This is a genomic window from Mesorhizobium sp. M4B.F.Ca.ET.089.01.1.1, assembly GCF_004022605.1.
Lineage (GTDB): Bacteria > Pseudomonadota > Alphaproteobacteria > Rhizobiales > Rhizobiaceae > Mesorhizobium > Mesorhizobium abyssinicae.
Genome location: NZ_RZOS01001253.1, coordinates 1 through 560, shown reverse-complemented (window position 1 = coordinate 560; position 560 = coordinate 1). Strand labels below are relative to the sequence as shown.

The window sequence follows — 560 nt, the reverse complement described above, 5'->3', positions numbered from 1 at the left end:
TGTCGGGATGGACGATGATCGGGTCGGCCTTCTTGTCCGGCGCCTTGGCTCCGGACAGCGAACGGCCCTGCAGCCGGTCCTTGGCGTAGGAGACGGCGTTCTGGTAGGCGATCTCCGACAGCGAAAGCCCCTGCAGGCCGACGCCGAGCCGGGCCTCGTTCATCATCGTGAACATGGCCTTCAACCCGCCATTGGCCTCGCCGAGCAGCGTGCCTTCGGCCTCGTCATAGTTCATGACACAGGTCGAATTGCCGTGGATGCCCATCTTTTCCTCGATCGAGCCGCAGGAGACGGTATTCCTCTGGCCGGGGTTGCCCGAGGCATCGAGCTTCAGCTTCGGCACGATGAACAGCGAAATGCCCTTCACGCCTTCCGGCGCCCCTTCGATGCGGGCCAGAACCAGGTGGACGATATTGTCCGACATGTCGTGCTCGCCGGCGGAGATGAAGATCTTCTGGCCGGAGATCCTGTAGGTGCCGTCGCCGTTCGGCACCGCCTTGGAGCGCAGCAGGCCGAGATCGGTGCCGCAATGCGGCTCGGTGAGGTTCATGGTGCCGGTC

The 560-nt window shown here is 63.9% G+C and carries 1 protein-coding gene; it reads right to left on the bottom strand.

The genetic code is table 11. The features are described 5' to 3' along the window. Positions 1 to 560: acyl-CoA dehydrogenase family protein (locus tag EN780_RS37020; RefSeq protein ID WP_189557143.1), on the bottom strand; the 560-nt coding region annotated here is incomplete at both ends.